This window comes from Coprococcus sp. AM97-35 (genome assembly GCF_027697525.1).
Taxonomy (GTDB): domain Bacteria; phylum Bacillota; class Clostridia; order Lachnospirales; family Lachnospiraceae; genus Allocoprococcus; species Allocoprococcus comes.
Map to the genome: position 1 here is coordinate 1 of NZ_JAQESL010000011.1, position 17,755 is coordinate 17,755.

Annotated in this window: 17 protein-coding genes; 16 read left to right on the forward strand and 1 reads right to left on the reverse strand. The window is 42.5% G+C overall.

The genetic code is table 11. The features are described 5' to 3' along the window. Positions 1 to 58 precede the first annotated feature (58 nt). Positions 59 to 397 carry a hypothetical protein gene (locus PG840_RS09580; RefSeq protein ID WP_173686612.1) on the reverse strand — a complete coding sequence of 113 codons (339 nt, stop codon included), beginning with the start codon at positions 395 to 397 and terminating at the stop codon, positions 59 to 61. A 151-nt stretch (positions 398 to 548) separates the two neighbouring features. Here PG840_RS09580 and PG840_RS09585 point away from each other — a divergent pair, with 151 nt between their 5' ends. From PG840_RS09585 to radC, 16 genes are all read left to right on the forward strand, one after another. Further along, on the forward strand, positions 549 to 740 hold the full coding sequence (locus PG840_RS09585) for a hypothetical protein (RefSeq protein WP_008370191.1): 192 nt from the start codon (positions 549 to 551) through the stop codon (positions 738 to 740). Positions 741 to 761: 21 nt separating this feature from the next. Beyond that, positions 762 to 1,751, forward strand: coding sequence for a choloylglycine hydrolase (bsh, locus tag PG840_RS09590; RefSeq protein ID WP_270613549.1), 990 nt, complete (start codon positions 762 to 764; stop codon positions 1,749 to 1,751). Positions 1,752 to 1,801: 50 nt separating this feature from the next. After that, positions 1,802 to 3,616, forward strand: coding sequence for an ATP-dependent zinc metalloprotease FtsH (gene ftsH / locus PG840_RS09595; protein ID WP_270613550.1), 1,815 nt, complete (start codon positions 1,802 to 1,804; stop codon positions 3,614 to 3,616). Between the two features lie 712 nt (positions 3,617 to 4,328). After that, complete coding sequence (locus tag PG840_RS17035) at positions 4,329 to 4,700, forward strand: hypothetical protein (protein ID WP_416387083.1); 372 nt, start codon at positions 4,329 to 4,331, stop codon at positions 4,698 to 4,700. Between the two features lie 244 nt (positions 4,701 to 4,944). Further along, positions 4,945 to 5,109 (forward strand): helix-turn-helix domain-containing protein, encoded by a 165-nt coding sequence (locus PG840_RS09600; RefSeq protein WP_270613551.1) that lies wholly within the window; start codon positions 4,945 to 4,947, stop codon positions 5,107 to 5,109. Between the two features lie 144 nt (positions 5,110 to 5,253). Beyond that, on the forward strand, positions 5,254 to 5,547 hold the full coding sequence (locus PG840_RS09605; RefSeq protein WP_270203665.1) for a hypothetical protein: 294 nt from the start codon (positions 5,254 to 5,256) through the stop codon (positions 5,545 to 5,547). Positions 5,548 to 5,572: 25 nt separating this feature from the next. Next, entirely contained in the window at positions 5,573 to 6,184 is a 612-nt protein-coding gene (locus tag PG840_RS09610; protein WP_270613552.1) for a site-specific integrase, read from the forward strand. After that, positions 6,175 to 6,612, forward strand: coding sequence for a tyrosine-type recombinase/integrase (locus tag PG840_RS09615; RefSeq protein ID WP_147326329.1), 438 nt, complete (start codon positions 6,175 to 6,177; stop codon positions 6,610 to 6,612). The genes PG840_RS09610 and PG840_RS09615 overlap by 10 nt, the downstream gene beginning before the upstream one ends. A gap of 17 nt (positions 6,613 to 6,629) precedes the next feature. Then, positions 6,630 to 9,281 (forward strand): DNA mismatch repair protein MutS, encoded by a 2,652-nt coding sequence (mutS, locus tag PG840_RS09620; RefSeq protein ID WP_330412065.1) that lies wholly within the window; start codon positions 6,630 to 6,632, stop codon positions 9,279 to 9,281. 33 nt (positions 9,282 to 9,314) lie between these two features. Then, positions 9,315 to 11,435, forward strand: coding sequence for a DNA mismatch repair endonuclease MutL (gene mutL, locus PG840_RS09625; RefSeq protein WP_270613553.1), 2,121 nt, complete (start codon positions 9,315 to 9,317; stop codon positions 11,433 to 11,435). Positions 11,436 to 11,444: 9 nt separating this feature from the next. Continuing rightward, positions 11,445 to 12,410: a tRNA (adenosine(37)-N6)-dimethylallyltransferase MiaA gene (gene miaA / locus PG840_RS09630; protein WP_173692525.1), complete on the forward strand. Its 966-nt coding sequence runs from the start codon at positions 11,445 to 11,447 to the stop codon at positions 12,408 to 12,410. After that, positions 12,410 to 13,705, forward strand: coding sequence for a methionine gamma-lyase family protein (locus tag PG840_RS09635; RefSeq protein ID WP_270613554.1), 1,296 nt, complete (start codon positions 12,410 to 12,412; stop codon positions 13,703 to 13,705). The genes miaA and PG840_RS09635 overlap by 1 nt, the downstream gene beginning before the upstream one ends. A 1-nt stretch (position 13,706) precedes the next feature. Beyond that, positions 13,707 to 14,942 (forward strand): NAD(P)/FAD-dependent oxidoreductase, encoded by a 1,236-nt coding sequence (locus PG840_RS09640; protein WP_195250626.1) that lies wholly within the window; start codon positions 13,707 to 13,709, stop codon positions 14,940 to 14,942. Then, a complete protein-coding gene (locus PG840_RS09645; protein ID WP_270613555.1) occupies positions 14,935 to 16,602 on the forward strand; it encodes an NAD(P)/FAD-dependent oxidoreductase in 1,668 nt (555 codons plus the stop codon). Before PG840_RS09640 ends, PG840_RS09645 begins: the two co-directional genes overlap by 8 nt. Before the next feature lie 105 nt (positions 16,603 to 16,707). Then, complete coding sequence (locus PG840_RS09650; protein ID WP_008370229.1) at positions 16,708 to 16,968, forward strand: DUF4321 domain-containing protein; 261 nt, start codon at positions 16,708 to 16,710, stop codon at positions 16,966 to 16,968. 66 nt (positions 16,969 to 17,034) lie between these two features. After that, entirely contained in the window at positions 17,035 to 17,745 is a 711-nt protein-coding gene (radC, locus tag PG840_RS09655; protein ID WP_008370231.1) for a RadC family protein, read from the forward strand. The last annotated feature ends 10 nt before the right edge of the window (positions 17,746 to 17,755 follow it).

The window sequence follows — 17,755 nt, forward strand, 5'->3', positions numbered from 1 at the left end:
TATGACAAAAAGACAGATTGCATATCTGCCTCATAACGCAGTATAATGGTAACGAGATTTATGCAACCCGATACATGAAATCCCTATTTCTCTTTGGACTGAGGTGGATAGGATATTTTCGATTGTACCTGACAGGTGTCAGATACTTTTGTATGAGAAGCATGGTCTCTGTTTCATCACCGCCGTGTTTGAGATATGCCCTGCATATGTTTACTGCATTTGAAACGGATTTACTCTGCATCTGGAGCATAAACTGAATATACTCGCGGAAAGAAAGTTTGCGGTTCCTGGTAAAATCACTTTCCGGATTACGGCAGAACATGGAGTGAATTTCATCGAGTTCTGTGATGCAGTTGTCGAGTGTGGATTTTAAATTAGATAAGAAAAAATCAGCCATAATGAGCCTCCTTGAAATATGTTTATAATCAAGGCTTGCGCAACATATATTGGCTTACTTGTCAACTGTTTTTTGTAATATTTTTAAAGTTTTTAGGCATAAAAACAGTGGCTTTCTATGACAGAAAACCACTAAAATGATGCTTAACTGAATGGCATTGCTTTATAATCACTTTGAAAATGGTTGTTTTATGGCGGATAGTCAGACAGTTTTGGATATAAGAGATGATCTTGGAGCAACAATGAATGAATGCAGGGAAGTGACCGAAAAGTACCGCACAGGACGGAGTGCATATTTACGGATCGGACAGTTGTTTATGAGATTGTTTGCAGGACTATTATAGCAGAAAGAAGAGGTGTTCGATATGTGTACAGCAGCAACTTACAAAACAAAAGATTTTTATATGGGTAGAACGCTTGATTATGAATTTTCCTATGGGGAACAGATTACGATAACGCCAAGAAATTACGAATTTGATTTCCGGTTTGCCGGGAAGATAAAAAGCCATTATGCTTTGATCGGAATGGCATTTGTTGCAGGAGGTTATCCGCTTTATTATGATGCTGTTAATGAAAAAGGCCTTGGAATGGCAGGTCTTAATTTTGTCGGCAATGCGGCATATGAAGAGGCTTTGCCGGAAGATGAAACAGAAGTCAGCCAGGTGGCACAGTTCGAGTTCATCCCATGGATCCTTACACAGTGTGCTACTGTAGCAGAGACGAGAGAGAAGCTGGCAGCAATGAGACTGACAGGCACAGCATTCAGTGAACAGCTGCCGACAGCACAGCTTCACTGGATCATTGCAGACAAAGACGCCTGTATCGTTGTTGAGTCTATGAAGGATGGGCTGCATGTATATGATAATCCGGTAGGAGTGCTTACCAATAATCCACCATTCCTGGGTCAGATGTTTGCACTGAATAATTATGCCGGAGTATCCAGAAAACAGCCGGAGAGTACTTTTGCAGGAGTATTACAGCTTGATGCATATAGCAGAGGAATGGGTGGAATGGGAATACCTGGAGATCTTTCCAGCCAGTCAAGATTTGTGAAAGTTGCCTTTACAAAATTAAATTCGATCTCCGGTGAAGAAGAGGGTGAGAGTGTAAGCCAGTTCTTCCATATCTTAGGATCTGTAGACCAGCAGCGTGGATGTTGTGAGGTGACAGAAGGCAAATATGAGATCACGATATACACGTCCTGTTGTAATACAGCAAAAGGTATTTATTATTATACGACTTATGATAATCATCAGATCACAGCGGTTGACATGCATGCGGAAAATCTGGATTCAGATCAGCTGATCTGTTATCTGCTTCTGTCCAAGGGCGAAGTCAGATGGCAGAATAAATAATACGAAAATGCACGGAGAAAGCATATCGCAGAATAACAGGAGGAAAGACCATGAAAGAAGTTAAAACACCGAAAAAGCCACTGGCATATTATTATGGGATTGTGTTAATAGTGCTGATCGTATTTAATCTGGTTGTCACACCAATCCTTATGGAGCATCAGGTAAAGGAAACGGATTATGGAACTTTTATGAGCATGATCGAGAAGAAGAATATCGGTGAAGTAGAAGTTAAGGACAATCAGATCATCTTTACAGATAAAGATCAAAAAAATATTTATAAAACAGGTCTGATGAACGATCCGAACCTGACGGACAGGCTATATGAAGGTGGAGCAGTATTCGCAAAAGATATTGATAAGCAGATGTCACCGATCATCAGCTTCCTGCTGACCGGGGTTTTGCCATTGATCCTTTTTATCGCACTGGGAAATTATATGGCGAAGAAACTGATGGAGCATGCCGGAGGAAAAAATTCGATGGCTTTTGGAATGGGAAAAAGCAATGCGAAGATTTATGTGCAATCCAGTGAGGGAATCCGTTTTTCAGACGTTGCAGGAGAAGATGAGGCGAAAGAAAACCTTTCAGAGATCGTTGATTATCTTCACAATCCGAAGAAGTATACCGATGTAGGTGCGTCTATGCCAAAAGGTGTCCTTCTTGTAGGACCTCCGGGAACTGGTAAAACAATGCTTGCAAAAGCAGTTGCGGGTGAATCAAATGTACCATTTTTCTCAATGTCCGGATCAGAATTCGTAGAGATGTTTGTCGGTATGGGAGCTTCCAAGGTTCGAGATCTTTTCAGACAGGCAAAGGAAAAGGCACCATGTATCGTGTTTATTGATGAAATTGATGCCATTGGTAAAAAGCGTGACGGACAAATGGGCGGAAATGATGAGAGGGAGCAGACCTTAAATCAGCTTCTTACAGAGATGGATGGATTTGAAGGAAATAATGGTGTCATCATTCTTGCTGCAACGAACCGTCCGGAGTCGTTAGATCCGGCACTTACACGTCCGGGACGTTTTGACAGGCGTGTGCCGGTTGAACTGCCGGATCTTGCAGGCCGTGAAGCAATTTTAAAGGTTCATGCAAAGAAGATAAAAGCATCTGATGATGTTGACCTGCATACGATTGCACGTATGGCATCCGGTGCATCCGGTGCGGAGCTTGCCAATATTATAAATGAAGCAGCATTACGTGCTGTCCGTAGTGGAAGGACCGTTGTAAATGAATCTGATCTCGAAGAAAGTATAGAAGTGGTTATTGCAGGATATCAGAAGAAGAATGCGGTTCTTTCAGATCAGGAGAAGAAGGTTGTTGCATATCATGAGATAGGACACGCTCTGGTAGCTGCATTGCAGAGTCATTCAGCACCGGTCCAGAAGATTACGATCATCCCGCGTACCTCAGGTGCACTCGGCTACACTATGCAGGTTGAGCAGGGTGATAAATATCTGATGACGAAAAAAGAACTTGAGAATAAGATTGTTACATTTACAGGCGGACGTGCGGCAGAGGAGATCGTATTTGGTGAGATCACGACAGGAGCCTCCAATGATATCGAACAGGCAACAAAAATTGCAAGAGCGATGATCACCCGCTACGGCATGACAGATGAATTCGACATGGTGGCAATGGAAACCGTGACCAACCAGTATCTTGGCGGCGATACGTCTCTTTCCTGTTCCACAGATACCCAGAAGGAAATTGATGAAAAAGTCGTGCAGCTCGTAAAAGCAGAGCATGAAAAAGCAAGAAAAATCCTTTCCGAAAACAGGGAAAAACTGGACGAACTGGCTATGTACCTGTATGAGAAGGAAACAATTACAGGTGACGAATTTATGGATATTTTAGACAGAAAATAATGTAGTTAATTAGATAATCAATGTCATTTAGATAAGGTTTTTTATGATGAAAACAGTATATCATATGCGTTCATGCATTGAAAATACTGTTCAGTTAAGAAATGCTGTATTTTTTAGGTGCACTAATGCGTAGAAAGCAGGTGTATGATGAGTTCAAATCATTTTTTGTGTATGACAAAAAGACAGATTGCATATCTGCCTCATAACGCAGTATAATGGTAACGAGATTTATGCAACCCGATACATGAAATCCCTATTTCTCTTTGGACTGAGGTGGATAGGATATTTTCGATTGTACTTGACAGGTGTCAGATACTTTTGTATGAGAAGCATGGTCTCTGTTTCATCACCGCCGTGTTTGAGATATGCCCTGCATATGTTTACTGCGGTGGCGAAATTAATTTTATAGACGTGTTTGGTATTTTTAGATGTTTTTACCACAGCGTGAGAAGTCACTAATTCACAGAAATTATACAGAATCATACGAGCATTGATTTCCCCAATTAATACTAAATTGACTACTCCAGCATCACCTATTGATCATATCTTTATTAAAGGATTTATAAAAAATACATGTAGAGTGTCGCAACCAACAGAGTGTTCTGATCATTTAATTTTATGGGCTGAAGAAAAATAGTTAGTAGTTCTGAAAAATGGAATTATTTTTATCAAATTAATCAATACAGCCTGCTGGTTTGATCCAAAAAGTCCAATTTACAGCTTTGGGGCATTTATTTATCTGCTACTCATCATAATGTACTCATATTTTTATACAAATATTACTTTCAATGCGAGCGAAGTAGCACACAGCATTCAGAAAAGTGATGGAATTATCCCTGGAATAAGGTCTGGGCAAAATACAGTTGCATATTTAAAAAGACAGATGAAATCACTGATCTTTATCGGAGCAATCTGTATGTCCATCATTGCTATGGTTCCTATTTTTATCAGTGCACATTATGGATTATCCCGGCTGTCGTTTCTTGGTACATCAGTAATCATTACTGTGAGTGTAATTACTGATACAAAAAATCAAGTACTTAGTCAGCGACGCAGTAAAAAATATATAGCAAAGGCGGTGTAAAAATGTTTAAGAAAAAAGAAAAAAAAGATACAGCATCCGTGTTTTTCTATCCGTCATTAAAGAACACTATCGTCGATACTTTTTTTATTTTATTCATTGCGGCTATAGGAACTGCCACTTATTTTGGAATCGATATGATCATGAGTAAAATAATTTCGTTTATTTGAAAAAAGGCTGGGGAACCAGCCTTTTCCTATTTTTTACAAATTATTTCATATTGCTCATAGCTAAGGAGGTTTATTAATTGGAATATGCTAAGAAAAATACAGAGGATCCAAAACTTCTTTTATCAGTAAAAGAAGCCTGCAAGTTAACAGGAGTGTCCGAAAAAACAATGCGTTCTTTAGCTTATGAGCAAAAAATGATGGTGCGAATAGGAAAAAGAACTTTAATTCACAAAAAAAATTAGAAAAATGGATTGACCATCAAGTGCGGCATTGAGTATTTTATCCTATAGTACCCAAAAAGAGCTTCTTGAAAAGCTCATTAAAATTTGATACTATTAAACGGATGAAGTACCTGTCCATGGGTCAAGGAAAGACAGGTGATCGTCATGGGAAAAGATCTAACAGGCAAAGAATTAGGAAAAGGGTTTACCCAACGAAAAGATGGGCGTTATCAAACACGTATATCCCTTGGAGGAGGAAAGAAACCGATATGCCTATATGGTCATACTTTAAAAGAAGTTAAAAAGAAAAGGGAAAAATTATTAGAAAAAACAAAATACGGATTAGATATAGACACACACAAAATAACTCTAAATCAGTGGTTTGAAAAATGGATGGAACTCTATATCGTAAATAGGATAAAAAAAAACAACAATTCGAAATTATATCGATTCGTATAATCGGTGTATAAAATATATAGGCTATATGAAATTAGCAGATATTCAAATCACGCATGTTCAAAATATGGTTATTGAACTAGCTAACAAAGGCTATAAAAAATCCACTATCCGTTCTACTGTTTCTGTCGTATCCAGCTGTCTTGAAAGAGCTGTAATCGGAAAAATGCTTTTATTCAATCCATGCAGAGGGATTGTTTATCCGGAAATAACGAATAAAAACTTCAAACCGGTCAAAATGGCAGGACAGAATTTGAAACGCATGACAAATGACGAAATCATAAGGTTTTTTGATGTAGCAAGAGATACTCGATATTACGAATTATATATACTGCTTCTTTTTACAAGAATGCGGATTGGAGAGGCGTGTGCATTGGAATGGAAAGATGTTGACTTTCAAAACAACTATCTCCATGTGTATAAAACAATCAATATTGTCCCTGTTTATTACGATGACAACGGGAACAAACTAGATAGACCTTATTACATCAAGCAAATTACATCTCCAAAAAGAACCGCAAGTATAAGAAAAATCCCACTATTCAAGGCTGCAGTTGATGCGTTATATAGTTGGCACGAAAAACAGCTTGCTGACAAAAGAAAGTACAAAAAAAGTGGGGGATTAAAAATTTGTTATTAAATGATTATCCTCAATTGATTTTTACGACACAAGAGGGAAATTGTTTTATGCCGACACAGGCAGAAAAAGAGTGCCGACGGATAACTTCCATAATGAATAATCATGAAAAACAACAGGCACTAACAGAAAATAGGGAATATCATATTTCCAATATTCATCCTCATTTATTCCGCCATACGTTTATTACATTGTGTTATGAATCTCATATGGATCCAGCGTCTATAATGCTTATTTCCGGACATAATGATATTGATATGATGAAACATTATACACATCCGGACTCCGTATTTATTAACAGCGAGTTTAATAAATATACAGATTATATGCATAATTATTCATTCCGTTCAAATGCAACAATTGATCAGGATTTACAAATTTGGTCAAAAGATGGTCAAATTAGCATACCACAAACGCTGAAACCCTTATAAAATAAGGAGATTTTGATATGAGTAATGAATTAACACCGATGATGAAGCAATATATGCAGACAAAAGAGGAATACAAGGATTGTATCCTTTTTTACCGCTTAGGAGATTTTTATGAAATGTTTTTCGACGATGCTCTCACAGCATCAAAAGAGCTGGAAATTACTCTGACTGGAAAGAATTGCGGACTGGAAGAACGGGCACCGATGTGCGGAATCCCGTACCATGCAGTTGACAGTTATCTGAACCGTCTGGTATCAAAAGGCTATAAGGTAGCAATCTGTGAGCAGGTAGAAGATCCGAAAACAGCAAAAGGAATTGTAAAACGGGAAGTTATCCGTGTAGTAACACCTGGAACCAACCTGGATACTCAGGGACTGGATGAAACAAAGAACAATTACATTATGTGTATTGTCTATATGGCAGACCGGTACGGACTTTCGGTTGCGGATGTTACAACTGGGGAATATCTGGTAACAGAACTGGATTCCCAGACAAAACTGATGGATGAGCTTTACAAATTTATGCCGTCTGAGATTGTCTGCAATGAAGCATTTTACATGAGTGGACTGGATTTGGATGATCTGAAAAACCGTCTGCATATGGCAATTTATTCACTGGAAGCATGGTATTTTGATGATGCACTCTGCCGGGAAACTTTGCAGGAACATTTTAAAGTGGCTTCTCTTGAAGGGATTGGACTTTCGGATTGTGAATGTGGGATGATCGCGTCCGGTGCGCTTTTAAAGTATCTGGAAGAGACGCAGAAGAATTCCCTGTCTCATATGAGCCGTCTGACACGTTATGCAACGGGTAATTATATGGTTCTGGACAGTGCTACAAGGCGTAATCTGGAGTTGGTTGAGACTTTGCGTGAAAAGCAGAAAAGAGGATCCCTTCTGTGGGTACTGGATAAGACAAAGACGGCAATGGGGGCGAGAACCCTTCGGAAATATGTAGAACAGCCGTTGATCGACAAGGAATCCATTGTCAAAAGGCTGGATGCAGTTGCGGAATTGAAGGACAATGCTATTTGCAGAGAAGAAATCCGGGAATATTTGAATCCGGTGTACGATCTGGAGCGTCTGGTCGGGAAAATCACCTATCAGTCAGCAAATCCAAGAGACTTGATTGCATTTCAGAGTTCCCTTTCCATGCTCCCGTCGGTTAAATGCATATTAAAGGATATGGAGAGTGACCTTTTAAAAGAAATTTATGAAGAACTGGATCCGCTGGAAGAACTTTGTGATCTGGTTGGACGGGCGATTCAGGAAGAACCGCCGCTTGCCATGAAAGAAGGCGGAATCATCAAAGACGGTTATAATGAAGAAGTGGATCGTCTTCGAAAAGCAAAATCCGAAGGAAAGAACTGGCTTGCTGATCTGGAGACCAAGGAACGGGAAAAGACCGGGATTAAAAACCTGCGGATCCGTTATAATAAAGTATTCGGTTATTATCTGGAAGTTACCAATTCGTTCAAAGATCTGGTTCCGGATTATTATACAAGAAAGCAGACCCTTGCCAATGCGGAGCGTTATATCATTCCAGAACTGAAAGAGCTGGAAGATACGATTCTGGGAGCAGAGGATAAACTCTGTGCACTGGAATATGAGCTTTACTGTGAGGTGAGAAATACTATCGCAGCAGAGTTAACCAGGATACAGAGAACAGCAAAGGCAGTTGCAAAGCTGGATGTGATAGCTTCTCTTGCACTGGTTGCCGAGCGCAACAACTATGTACGGCCAAAGATCAATGAAAAGGGCGTGATCGACATTCGTGATGGGCGACATCCGGTGGTGGAAAAGATGATCCCGAATGATATGTTTATTGCCAACGATACTTATCTGGATGATAAAAAACAGCGCATTTCCATCATTACCGGACCAAACATGGCTGGAAAATCCACCTATATGCGTCAGGCTGCGCTGATCGTACTGATGGCACAGCTGGGATCCTTTGTGCCGGCGTCTTCAGCAAATATTGGACTTGTGGACCGCATTTTTACCCGTGTGGGAGCGTCAGATGACCTGGCAAGCGGACAGAGCACCTTCATGGTGGAGATGAACGAAGTGGCAAATATTCTGCGAAATGCGACAAGCAAGAGCCTTCTGATCTTGGATGAGATTGGAAGAGGAACCAGTACCTTTGATGGATTGAGTATTGCTTGGGCGGTTGTCGAGTATATCAGCAACAGCAAGCTTCTTGGGGCAAAGACCTTATTTGCAACCCACTATCATGAGCTTACCGAGCTGGAAGGCAAGATTAGCAATGTCAACAACTATTGTATTGCGGTCAAGGAAAAAGGTGATGATATCGTATTCCTGCGTAAGATCGTAAAGGGTGGAGCAGACAAGAGTTATGGTATCCAGGTCGCAAAGCTTGCAGGAGTGCCGGATCCTGTCATTAACCGCGCCAAAGAGATCGTAGAAGAGCTGGTGACAGCGGATATTACCGGAAAAGTAAAGGATATTGCGGTACAGGGAAGTGAGACGAAGAAAAAAACGCAGAAGAAGCTGGATGAGGTGGATCTGACACAGTTTTCTCTGTTTGATACCGTAAAAGATGATGATGTGTTAAATGAGTTAAAGGAACTGGATATCAGCCATATGACGCCAATGGATGCCATGAACAAACTGTATCAGTTGCAGAATAAGCTGCGGAACAGATGGTAGGCTGATCCATAAGAGAAAGGAAAGAAGAATCGAATGCCGCATATAGAATTGCTGGATCAGATTACAATTGATAAGATAGCAGCCGGGGAAGTGATTGAACGCCCGGCTTCTGTTGTGAAAGAGCTGGTGGAAAATGCGATTGACGCAGGATCTACAGCGGTGACTGTGGAGATTGAAGAGGGCGGGATTTCTCTGATACGAATTACGGATAATGGTTGTGGGATCGCGAAACAGGACGTGGAAAATGCATTTCTGCGCCATTCGACCAGCAAAATCCGCAGTGCAGAGGATCTGACACATTTGTCTTCTCTTGGGTTCCGCGGAGAAGCGTTGTCGAGTATTTCGGCAGTTGCAAGAGTGGAACTGATCACAAAGACAAGAGAAGACGTATTTGGGACAAAATATATCATAGAAGGCGGAAAAGGAAGAACGCCGGAGGAGACCGGAGCGCCGGATGGGACGACCTTTCTGGTGCGTCAGCTGTTTTTTAATACACCTGCCAGGCGCAAATTCCTGAAGACACCGATGACAGAGGCAAGCCATATCAGTGATCTGCTGACCAGACTTGCTCTTTCGCATCCGGATATTTCCTTCCGGTTTATCAACAATGGACAGGTAAAGCTGCATACTTCCGGGAACGGGAAGATGAAAGATGTCATTTACCACATTTACGGACGGGAAATTGCGAACAATCTGATCCCACTGGAATTTGAAAAAGATGGTGTAAGGCTGTCCGGATATCTGGGAAAGCCAGTGATTAACCGTGGAAATCGAAATTTTGAAAATTATTTTGTCAACGGGCGTTATGTAAGGAACAGTATTCTTGCAAAAGCGATTGAAGATGGATACAAAGATTTTACGATGCAGCATCGTTATCCGTTTGTTACATTCCAGATTGAGATCAATCCGGAAAAAATTGATGTAAATGTGCATCCATCCAAGATGGAACTTAGGTTCAGTAACCAGCAGGGGATTTACAATCTGCTTTATGAAGCGATCAGTAAGGGACTGCATGAGCCGGAGTTGATTCCGGAAGTGGAAATGTCTGAGATCAAAGTACCGGGAATGTCTGAAAAAAGACAGGAAAAGAAAACTGTTATAAGAGATGCGGGGAATCCATATCGGACAGATGGCACTTCATCCAAGATGCGAAAGAGTTCCGTTCAGGAGGGGGCAGAGCGAGCGGAATCCTGGTCGCAGTCAGAGATGCCGTCAGCAGAACTTCAGACACAGATAAGTACAGAAAAGACAGTCTCAACCGGTGACGAAAAGCTGGATTATTTTATGCAGAAGATGAGAGAGCGGGTTTATGCCAGTCATCTTGCAGAAGCAAAAGAAGATCAAGAGAAGAATATCGGTGCTAAAGAGTCAAAGATGGCTGCATTAGATGAAAATCCGGCTGTAGATATCCAGAATAAAGGAATGGAAAACAGAGCGTATTCTGATAAAAGCAAAGAAAAAACAGAGTGCGATCCGGAAAAAACAGAGTCAAATCTGTTTTTGAAGGATTTGAAAGCAAAAAAAGTAAAACAGTTAGATTTGTTTGAAGAGCAGATTTTAAAGAAAGAGGCAAGACAGGAATACCGGATCATCGGACAGGTCTTTGAAACCTACTGGCTGATCCAGTATCGTGACAGCCTCTATATTGTAGACCAGCATGCCGCACATGAAAGAGTCCTTTATGAAAGGACCCTTGCAGGAATGAAGAAGAGAGAGTATACTTCACAATACTTGAGCCCACCGATTATCCTGAGCCTTTCTATGCAGGAGATTGATGTGTTGGAGACATTTAAAGACCGCTTTACGGCAATCGGGTTTGAAATTGAGCCATTTGGTGGTGACGAGTACGCAGTTCGCGCAATTCCGGATAATCTGTTTGGAATCGCCAAAAAGGAACTGCTTCTTGAAATGTTGGATTCCCTGTCGGATGGGTTATCGACCAGTCTGGAACCAGAGCTGATTGATGAGAAGATTGCGTCCATGTCCTGCAAGGCGGCTGTCAAAGGAAATATGAAGCTGTCCTATGCAGAAATGGATGAACTGATCAATGAACTGTTGTCCCTGGATAATCCATATCATTGTCCGCATGGCAGACCAACGATCATTGCGATGACAAAGCGGGAACTGGAAAAGAAATTTAAGCGTATTGTGTAGGAGAAGAACATGACACAGATGACAGAGAAGAAAAAGCCACTGATTATATTGACAGGTCCGACTGCTGTCGGAAAGACGGCTGCGTCGATTGGTCTTGCAAAAGCAATTGGAGGAGAGATCATTTCGGCGGATTCGATGCAGGTATACCGGCACATGGATATTGGTTCCGCGAAGATTTTGCCGGAAGAGATGAAAGGTGTGAAACATTATCTGATCGATGTGCTTAATCCGGAAGAGGAATTTAATGTAGCTGTTTTTCAGAAGATGGCAAAAGATGCAATGGTAGAGATCTATAAGAGAGGACGTATTCCGATTGTTGTAGGTGGCACGGGATTTTATATCCAGGCGCTTTTGTATGACATTGATTTTGAAAAGGGAGAAGAAAACACTGCCTATCGAAAGAAGCTGGAAACGTATGCAAAGGAGCATGGTGCGCAGGCGCTCCATGACAGGCTCCGGGAAGCTGATCCAAAGTCGGCAGATGCAATTCATGCAAATAATGTAAAACGAGTGATTCGTGCTCTGGAATATTATCATGAGACAGGAACAAAGATTTCCGAACATAATGAAGCAGAACGGGAGAAGGATTCCCCGTATCGGTTTGCGTATTTTGTTCTGAATGATGTGCGTAGCCGTTTGTATGAGCGGATTGATCGTCGTGTGGATTTGATGGTGGAGCAGGGGCTTGTAGATGAGGTGACTGCTTTAAAGACCAGAGGATGCACAAGGGAAATGGTTTCAATGCAGGGACTTGGATATAAGGAAATTCTGGATTATCTGGATGGAAAGAATTCACTTGAAGAAGCGGTAACGATCCTGAAAAGGGATACCCGTCATTTTGCAAAACGCCAGTTGACCTGGTTCCGCAGAGAGCGGGATGTGAACTGGATCCAGAAAGAGGAATTCGGATACGATGAAGAGAAGATTTTGCAGGCAATGCTTGCGATACTGAAAGAAAAGGAGATTACAGACTAATGGATATCAGTCAGAAAATACAGAAATTATATGAACAGACCGGAATTTCACCGGAAGTTTATGACTTTGGAGAAAAAATTGAAAAATCACTGAAAGAACGTTTTGATAAGATCGATAAGATGGCAGAGTTGAACCAGTTGAAGGTCATTCATGCCATGCAGGAGGCAAGGGTGAATGCAGAATGCTTTAACTATGCATCTGGCTATGGATACAATGATTTCGGAAGAGATACGTTGGAAAAGGTGTATGCAAATGTCTTTCATACCGAAGATGCGCTGGTAAGACCACAGATTACCTGTGGAACCCATGCACTTGCTTTAACGCTTTCTGCAAATTTAAGACCTGGTGATGAACTGCTTTCCATCGCAGGAAAGCCTTATGACACACTGGAAGAGGTCATTGGAATCCGCCCATCCACAGGTTCCCTTGCAGAATATGGAGTAATCTATAACCAGGTGGACCTGCTGCCGGACGGAAGCTTTGACTTTGATTCGATTGAAAAAGCGATTGGCGAGAAAACAAAGCTGATCACGATTCAGCGTTCCAAAGGATATCAGACAAGACCGAGTTTTTCTGTGGATCAAATTGGGGAAGCAATTGCATTTGTCAAGAAGATCAAACCGGAAGTCATCTGTATGGTGGATAACTGCTATGGTGAATTCGTAGAAGAAAAGGAGCCAAGTGATGTGGGTGCGGATCTGGTTGTCGGTTCCCTGATCAAGAATCCGGGCGGCGGACTTGCCCCGATCGGTGGCTATGTGGTTGGAAGAAAGGATCTGATCGAGCAGTGTGCTTATCGCCTTACTTCTCCTGGACTTGGAAAAGAAGTGGGTGCTTCACTTGGTGTGATGCAGTCGTTTTATCAGGGACTTTTCCTTGCACCGACTGTTGTTGCAGGTGCATTAAAAGGTGCTATTTTTGCGGCGAATGTATATGAAAAGCTTGGTTACGCAGTTGTACCGGATGGAAAAGAGGAACGCCACGATATCATTCAGGCGGTAACACTTGGAAGTGCGGAAGGTGTAATCGCATTCTGTCAGGGAATCCAGGCGGCAGCACCGGTTGACAGTTATGTGACACCGGAACCGTGGGCAATGCCGGGATATGACAGTGATGTGATTATGGCGGCAGGGGCGTTTGTACAGGGATCGTCCATCGAACTGAGTGCAGATGGACCGATCAAAGAACCGTATGCAGTATATTTTCAGGGAGGTCTCACCTGGGCGCATGCAAAACTTGGTATTTTAATGTCTCTTCAGAAGTTATATGAAAAAGGAATTGTAAAGGAATTATAGAATGAAAAAAAGAGTCATCATCATCGGCGGCGGAGCAGCTGGCAGTATGGCTGCACTTACGGCGGCGCAGAACGGCGCAGATGTACTGCTTCTGGAACAGAATGAAATAATTGGCAGAAAAATACTGTCGACGGGTAATGGCAGATGTAACTTTACCAATCGTTTTCAGGATCCATCCTGTTATCGAAGCGACAATAGCGGATTTGCATGGAAATCAATCGGAAAATTTTCTGAGCCTGAGACAACGTCTTTTTTTAAAAATCTTGGAATTTATCCGAAGGATAAAAATGGCTATCTGTATCCCTGGTCCGAGCAAGCCTCTGCAGTGAGGGAAGCGCTGGAGTCTGCGCTGAAACTGGCAAAGATCCGGATTCATACCGGAGTTCGCGTATTTGGGATCATACCAAAGAAAAATGGTTTTCAGATCAGTTTTTCAAAAGATGGGAAAAAAGGAATGATTTCCGGTGAGGCTGTGATCCTTGCGGCCGGATCAAAGGCAGCTGCAAAACTAGGGAGTGACGGAAGTGGATATGACCTGGCAAAAATGCTGGGACATAAGCTGGTTCCGGTTGTCCCGGCTCTGGTACAGCTCCGGTGCAGGGAAAAGCTGTACCGGCAAGTCGCAGGCGTGCGTACTCATGGAAAAGTAACGGTTTTTATCGATGGGACAGAAACGGCTTCTGATATCGGCGAGCTGCAGCTTACGGATTATGGTATTTCCGGGATCCCGGTTTTTCAGATCAGCCGTTATGCGGCGAGAGGTCTGTATGAAAAGAAAGAAGTTTTTGCAGAACTGGATTTTATGCCGGATTTTGGAGATGTAGAATTTTTGCAGATGTTAAAGGAACGGAAGATAAGGCTGGATGGTCTTGTGATGGAACAGTATTTTAATGGACTATTCCACAAAAAGCTTGCCGGTGCGCTGCTTAAGAGAATTGGAATTTCAGGAACAATGCCGGTGCATGACCTTGGTGAAGAGAATCTGGAAAGACTTTGCCGGATCTGTAAGCATTTCCGGACTTATATTGATAAGACAAATCCGTTTGAACAGGCGCAGATCTGTGCGGGTGGTGTAGATACAAGCGAGATTGATCCGGACACGATGGAGTCGAAGCTTGTAAAAGGACTTTATTTTGCAGGAGAAATTCTGGATGTAGATGGAATCTGCGGAGGTTACAATCTGCAGTGGGCATGGACCAGTGGTTATCTGGCAGGGAAAGGAGCGGCAAATGCTTAGAATCAGTCAGCTGAAGCTTCCGGTTACGCATACGGAAGAGGATTTGAAGAAAAAGATTGTGCACACACTGATGTGCAGGACAGAAGCGGTACAGAGCTATGAGATTATCAAGCAGTCTCTGGATGCCAGAAAGAAGCCGGAGCTGTTCTATGTCTATACTGTGGATGTAAAAGCGGACAATGAAAAACAGCTTTTGAAGATGCTTACCCGAAAAAAGCGTGCAGGCAATGTGCAACTCCATGAAGCAATGCCATATGTTTTTCCGGCAGGAGGCAACGAAAAATTGAAGTCACGTCCGGTAGTTGTCGGATGCGGTCCTGCCGGACTTTTCTGTGCGTATTTTCTTGCAGAATATGGGTATCAGCCGGTTCTTCTGGAACAGGGGGCACCGGTAGAAGAGCGACAGAAAGATGTTGAGGAGTTCTGGAAGACGGGGGTGCTGAAACCGGATTCTAATGTGCAGTTTGGAGAAGGCGGAGCAGGGACGTTTTCAGACGGAAAACTAAATACACTGATCAAGGATCCGGTGGGGCGCAATCGTAAGGTGCTGGAGATTTTCGTGGAAAACGGAGCACCAAAAGACATTCTTTATGTGAATAAACCACACATTGGAACGGATATTCTACGGACTGTGATCAGAAATATGCGGGAGAAAATCCTTGTGTGGGGTGGTGAAATCCATTTCCATACACAGATGACAGAGGTCCTTTTTACAGAAAATACAAGGCGGATCAGAGGGATCATATATGAAGATCTTCTGAAAAAAGAAAAAGAAGAAATACAGACGGAGACGCTGGTTCTGGCACCGGGACACAGTGCGCGGGAGACCTTTGCGATGCTCTTCGAGAAAAAGGTTCCGATGGAGGCAAAATCCTTTGCAGTTGGTGTACGTGCAGAACATCCGCAGGAGCTGATCGATCATTCCCAGTATGGGGATGCAAAGGCATCTCTTCCGGCGGCAGCCTATAAGCTGACTGCAAAACTGCCGGATGGAAGGGGTGTATATTCGTTCTGTATGTGTCCGGGAGGCTATGTGGTTAATGCGTCTTCGGAGGAAGGATATCTTGCGGTCAACGGAATGAGCTATCATGCCCGTGACAGCCGCAATGCCAACAGTGCAATCGTTGTGACGGTTACACCGGAGGATTTTGAAAGCGACCATCCGCTCGCCGGAATTACATTCCAGAGAGAACTGGAAAAGGCAGCTTACGAAGCAGGAAAAGGAAAAATTCCGTTACAGAGATACGGGGATTTTTACCGGAGTGTGACCGGAAAAGAAAAGGAAAAGACCGAAGCAGAAGTGACCGAAGCAGAAGTCTGGTATCAGGGACATGAGCCATGTATGAAGGGTGCGTATGAAGAGACAGACCTGGCGGGGATTTTCCCGGCAAAGATCAGTAGCGCGCTGGTGGATGGGATGGAAGATTTTAACAAGAAAATTCGAGGATTTTCGCATCCTCTTTCCATTCTTTCCGGAGTGGAGAGCAGAACCTCTTCGCCGGTACGGATCGTAAGAGATAGTAATTCGCTAGAAAGCGTGATTGGAGGACTTTATCCTTGCGGAGAGGGCGCAGGATATGCCGGCGGGATTACATCGGCGGCAGCAGACGGTATTAAAATCGCAGAAAAAATTCGACAAAAATATGCACCGTTTTTATAGAAAACAGCTGTGTTAAGAAAAAAATAATATTTAAAAAGTCTATACACGTTTTTTAAAATATGCTAAAATGATACCAGTTTGTGATTCAAAAGAGGAGGAGTACAGATGAGAGGAGCCGGAAGTAAGAATGCCTGGGCTTTATTTTTGCTGATTCTGGCAGGGATTGTTCTGGGTGGCTTTATCGGTGTGCTTGCAGAAGGGGTTCCAGCACTTAGCTGGCTTTCTTATGGACAGACTTTCGGGGTAGAGACACCGATTGTTTTGAACCTCGGACTTGTCGTTATTACGTTTGGTCTTACGATTAAGATCACGATCGCAAGCATTATTGGAGTGATTATCTCCATATTCATTTATCGTTTCTTATAGGATGTATAAAGCATCCCATATACAAGGGTGGAGAGTCTGGTGTGAATCAACAAATCCTGCAAAAGGATGAATCAAAAAAATACCATTCGAGAAATGTTATCAGAAGAGCGGCCATATGAAAAATGTGAACGCTTTGGGGCGGGCAGTTTAACAGATATTGAATTGCTCGCTGTTTTGTTAAGGACTGGAACAAAGGGAGAGAGTGCACTGGATCTTGCCAGGAAGCTTTTTTATCCCGGAGAAGGTACACAGCCACAAGCCAAAGCCCATCTTCAAAGCTGGACAAAAGAAGAACTGCTGAAAATCAGTGGAATCGGAAGAGTAAAGGCTATTCAGATCTTATGCCTTTGTGAGCTTTCCAAGAGAATGTCCCAGCTTTCAGCCAGAGAAGATCTGGATTTTTCAAGACCGGATACAATTGCAGCATATTATATGGAAGATATGCGCTATTACAGGCAGGAGCATTTGAAACTGCTGATGCTGAATACGCGTTCCAGACTGATCGGAGAAAGCGAAATTTCGAGAGGGACAGTAAATATGTCCGTAATTTCCCCGAGAGAGCTTTTTATAGAGGCATTGCAAAAGAACGCAGTCTATATTATATTGTTGCACAATCATCCAAGTGGTGATCCGATGCCGAGCAGGGAAGATATTCTTGTGACGCAGCGCATCCGGGAGGGCGGAAGCCTTCTTGGAATTGAACTTCTGGATCATATCATTATTGGTGATAACTGCTATGTATCACTCGCAGAGCAGAAGCTGCTTAAGGAAAAGTAGTATGGAAAGG

Coding starts and splice junctions, on each gene's coding strand:
- PG840_RS09580 (WP_173686612.1), bottom strand. CDS start 397: ATGGCTGATTTTTTCTTATCTAATTTAAAATCCACACTCGACAACTGC.
- PG840_RS09585 (WP_008370191.1), top strand. CDS start 549: ATGGCATTGCTTTATAATCACTTTGAAAATGGTTGTTTTATGGCGGAT.
- bsh (WP_270613549.1), top strand. CDS start 762: ATGTGTACAGCAGCAACTTACAAAACAAAAGATTTTTATATGGGTAGA.
- ftsH (WP_270613550.1), top strand. CDS start 1,802: ATGAAAGAAGTTAAAACACCGAAAAAGCCACTGGCATATTATTATGGG.
- PG840_RS09605 (WP_270203665.1), top strand. CDS start 5,254: ATGGGAAAAGATCTAACAGGCAAAGAATTAGGAAAAGGGTTTACCCAA.
- PG840_RS09610 (WP_270613552.1), top strand. CDS start 5,573: ATGAAATTAGCAGATATTCAAATCACGCATGTTCAAAATATGGTTATT.
- mutS (WP_330412065.1), top strand. CDS start 6,630: ATGAGTAATGAATTAACACCGATGATGAAGCAATATATGCAGACAAAA.
- mutL (WP_270613553.1), top strand. CDS start 9,315: ATGCCGCATATAGAATTGCTGGATCAGATTACAATTGATAAGATAGCA.
- miaA (WP_173692525.1), top strand. CDS start 11,445: ATGACACAGATGACAGAGAAGAAAAAGCCACTGATTATATTGACAGGT.
- PG840_RS09635 (WP_270613554.1), top strand. CDS start 12,410: ATGGATATCAGTCAGAAAATACAGAAATTATATGAACAGACCGGAATT.
- PG840_RS09640 (WP_195250626.1), top strand. CDS start 13,707: ATGAAAAAAAGAGTCATCATCATCGGCGGCGGAGCAGCTGGCAGTATG.
- PG840_RS09645 (WP_270613555.1), top strand. CDS start 14,935: ATGCTTAGAATCAGTCAGCTGAAGCTTCCGGTTACGCATACGGAAGAG.
- PG840_RS09650 (WP_008370229.1), top strand. CDS start 16,708: ATGAGAGGAGCCGGAAGTAAGAATGCCTGGGCTTTATTTTTGCTGATT.
- radC (WP_008370231.1), top strand. CDS start 17,035: ATGAATCAAAAAAATACCATTCGAGAAATGTTATCAGAAGAGCGGCCA.